The organism is Sinomonas sp. (assembly GCF_036848755.1).
In the GTDB taxonomy this organism is placed as follows: Bacteria; Actinomycetota; Actinomycetes; order Actinomycetales; family Micrococcaceae; genus Sinomonas.
Genome location: NZ_DAIUJO010000108.1, coordinates 8,695 through 12,445, shown reverse-complemented (window position 1 = coordinate 12,445; position 3,751 = coordinate 8,695). Strand labels below are relative to the sequence as shown.

The window sequence follows — 3,751 nt, the reverse complement described above, 5'->3', positions numbered from 1 at the left end:
CCCGACCCCATGGGTCTCTTCGCCGTTGAGGAAATGCGGAATCGTCTTGATCGTCATGCTGTGCTCCTTGGAAGGGGTGGGAGTTGGTCGGTCCTGGTCTGGCTCAGGCGTAGACCTTGGCGTAGAGCGCTTGGATCTCGGAGGCCTCTGGGACCACGGGGTTGTTGGCAGGGGAGCCGGAGGCGAGGGCCTGCTCGGCCATCACAGGGATCAGCCGGTGCCAGTCGTCGGCGCTGATCCCGTAGGACTGCGGCGTCGGGACACCGAGGTCCTGGTTCAGGGCGTGGAGCTCGGCGACGAGCGCCTTGGCGGCCGCGTCGTCGTCGTCCTCGGGTCCGGCTGCTCCGAGGGCCCGGGCGCACTCGGCATAGCGGGCTTCGGCGCCGGCGGCGGAGAATTCGGTCACCGCCGGGAACAGCATCGCGTTGGCGAGTCCGTGGGCGATGTGGAAGTGCGCCCCGAGGGGCCGGCTCATGCCGTGCACGAGAGCGACGCTCGAGTTGGAGAAGGCGATGCCGGCCTGGGTCGCGGCGAGCATCATGGCCTCGCGGGCCTCGCGATTCGACCCGTCCTTGTAGACGTCGCGGAGGTTCCGGCCGATCGCGGAGATGGCGGCGAGGGCGAATCCGTCGGAGAAGGGGTTGGCCTTGCGGCTCACGTACGCCTCGATCGCGTGGGTGAGCGCGTCGATGCCGGTGTCGGCGCTGAGCCTGGCTGGCATCGACAGGGTCAGCTCGTAGTCCACGACCGCGGCGACCGGCAGGAATGCGGGGCCGGCGCAGAGCATCTTCTCGTTGGTCTCGGAGTCGCTGATGATGGAGAACTGGGTCGCTTCCGACCCGCTGCCCGCCGTGGTGGGGACGGCGACGACGGGCAGTGACGGGCCCGTGTTCCGTCGGGGTGCCTTGTACTGGCGCATCGGGCCGCCCTGGAGGGAGAGCAGGCCCAGTGCCTTGGCGGTGTCGATGGAGCTGCCTCCGCCGAAGCCGATCAGGACGTCGGCCTTGTGGCGCTCGACGGCGTCGAGCCCCGCCCGGAGCGAGTCCGTCGTCGGATCCGGGACGGTCTCGGCAAACACCGCAGCCTCGAATCCGGCGGTGCGCAGGGCCCGCACAGCGACGTCCACGGTGCCCGACTTGTCCATGAACGGGTCGGTGACGATCAGCGGGCGCTGCGCTCCGAGCTCGGCGAGGACCTCGCCCAATTCCTGGACAGCGCCCGCTCCGACCTTCATGAGCCGCGGCAGTGCGATCTGGAACGTCAAGGGGACCTCCCGGCAGTGGGTGAAGCCCGGCGCTGTTCGCGTCACCGGGAGCACTTCCCAGTCTCTGTGCGAAGACGGGAGCAGGCAAGGCCCAATCCGGCCCACCGCTGTGCAGAAATGCACAGAGGTCCTAGACTGACGAGATGATCCAGGCAGACGACCTCCGCTTCTTCCTCGAGGTCGCACGAACGGGGAGGCTTGTCTCCGCTGCCCGAGGGCTCGGCGTCGAGCACACCACGGTCGGCCGGAGGGTGACCCAGCTGGAACGGGCCGCCGGGACCCGGCTCTTCGACCGCACCCCTGCCGGCTGGGAGCTCACCGAGGCAGGCCAGCGGCTCGTAGTCCACGCCGAGGCCATCGAATCGTCACTCCTCGCCGCCTCTGAGGAACTGGGCTCAGCCCGGGGGCGCCTCTCGGGAACGCTGCGCATTGCCGCCCCCGACGGCTTCGGCGCCTTCGTGCTTTCCCCTGGGCTCGGCAGACTGCGAGCCGCGTACCCCGACCTCACGATCGAAGTCGTCACTGAGACGCGCCTGAACCTCCTGGCGACGCGGGAGTTCGACGTCGGCATCGCCTTGGAAGTGCCAACCACCAGGGGAGTGCGCTCCAGGGCGCTGGCGACGTACGGTCTGAGCTTCTATGCCAGTCCCGGATACCTGTCCCGGACGGGGGTCCCCGGTGGGCTGGAAGATCTGTACCAGCGTTCGATGATCGGGTACGTCGACTCGCTGCTCGACATCCCCGCCCTGAGGTTCCTGGATGCGGCCCTTCCGGGTGTGCGGCCTGCCGTCCAGACGAACAACGTGACGGGACAGTGGATGGCGGCGGTCGCCGGTCTGGGGGTGGCCATCCTCCCGGACTTCGTGGCTGCAGATGACCAGCGCCTGATCCGGATCATCGAGGAGGTCAGGATCGAGCGCACGTACTGGATCGCGGTTCCCACCGAGCACCAGAGGCTGGCCAGGACCAGAGCCGCCGAAACGGCACTCTTTGAGCTGGTTGCCGGCCACAGACACCTCACCCCTTCGGAACAAGACCTCGGGGAATAGCTTCCCGCCGCGCCCTGGGAGTCCCCAAACCCGAGTGAACTCGCAAGAGCGGGCCTTCTCTCACCTTGGCAGGCACCGACCCGAAGGAGCGCTTCCACTCTCGTAGGCGGGGCCGAGTCCCTGCCGCGAAGGGTTCGCCAAGGATTTGGCAAGGTTCGCCTCCTGAGGCCCTGCAGGAGTGTGGGATGGAGGGAAAGCGGTTCCGAGACGGGGGGATAGTCGAGGTGGTCCATGGCAGCATCGGGGTTCATGTGTGGGCGTGCCGAACGGGCCGGGGCAAGAGAGGGTGAGGCGGCTTGATTCGCTGACCGGACTGCGGTTCCTCGCCGCCGCCGCCGTGGCGCTCATGCACGGGTTCGGCCGGTACGACATCCCGGTGGTAAACCTCGGCTTCGTGGGGGTGAGCTTCTTCTTCGTCCTCTCCGGCTTCGTCCTGACTTGGGCGGACACTGTCGGGGCTGGCACCGGGGTCTTCCTGCGGAATCGCCTCGCCAAGCTGTTCCCCCTCAGTGCCGCAACACTGGCGGTCGCGGCACTCATCCCGGTCGCACCGAATTCGAGCAGGCTCTCCTTCCTGCAGAACCTGACCCTGACCCAGGCCTGGCGACCGTCCTCGGCGTCGTCCTTCAACCCCGTGGCGTGGTCGCTGTCGACCGAGGCCTTCTTCTACCTGCTGCTGCCGGCCCTCCTGAAGGCGATGCACAGGTTCAGCGTCCGCGAACTCATCGGCACCGTGGTGTTCCTCCTGGTCCTGCAACCGCTGATGGGAACAGCCTTCCAGCTCACTGTCGGCGTCCGGGTGGGGGCTTGGGCGGCCCATTTCCTCACCTACAACTTCCCCCCGTACCGGCTGGCCGAGTTCGTCGTGGGTGTCGCGCTGGCTCTGCTGCTCAAAGCAGGGTACGTCCCCTCCCATGTGGCCCAGCTCGGCGCCGCGGCCGCCGCCACCGCAGGAGCCACTCTCACGCTCGCCGCCGACCTGCTCCGCGTCACGCTTTGGTGGGCCAGCGAGGCTCTGATGCTGCCCGCGGTCATCGTCCTGATCTGGACAGCGGCCCGTCGCGAGCTCTCCGGATCCAGCCAACTCCTGTCCAGCCCCCGCCTTGTCGCCCTAGGCGACCGCTCCTTCTCCTTCTACATGGTCCACTACATCGTCTTGGGCGCCGTCGGGCTCCTCGTCGCCCAAGGCCCCCAGAGCCTCCCCTGGTGGCTCGTGCCCCCGTCCCTCCTCGCCGCCGCGGTCGTCGCCGGGCTTGCCTACCGGTTCGTGGAGAAGCCTTGCGAACGCGCCCTCCGTGACCTGCTCCGCGACCCACGCCGCACGGAACAGACGACGGCGCTCGCAGGGCAGGGGTCTGGCCCGCAGGCACTTCGGCGCGGGGAGGCTGCCCCCCGGGTTCCGGAAAGCAGCCCGCGACTATGAGGGGGCCGGTAGTCA

At 68.4% G+C, this 3,751-nt stretch carries 3 protein-coding genes; 2 read left to right on the top strand and 1 reads right to left on the bottom strand.

All coding sequences use genetic code 11. The features are described from left to right. Window positions 1-103: 103 nt before the first annotated feature. Complete coding sequence (locus V7053_RS15100; RefSeq protein WP_334173092.1) at window positions 104-1,264, bottom strand: iron-containing alcohol dehydrogenase; 1,161 nt, start codon at window positions 1,262-1,264, stop codon at window positions 104-106. A 143-nt stretch (window positions 1,265-1,407) separates the two neighbouring features. Here V7053_RS15100 and V7053_RS15095 point away from each other — a divergent pair, with 143 nt between their 5' ends. Next, on the top strand, window positions 1,408-2,313 hold the full coding sequence (locus tag V7053_RS15095) for a LysR family transcriptional regulator (protein WP_334173091.1): 906 nt from the start codon (window positions 1,408-1,410) through the stop codon (window positions 2,311-2,313). Between the two features lie 286 nt (window positions 2,314-2,599). After that, the gene (locus tag V7053_RS15090) at window positions 2,600-3,736 is read left to right on the top strand and encodes an acyltransferase family protein (protein WP_334173090.1); all 1,137 of its coding nucleotides are present in this window, start codon (window positions 2,600-2,602) and stop codon (window positions 3,734-3,736) included. The last annotated feature ends 15 nt before the right edge of the window (window positions 3,737-3,751 follow it).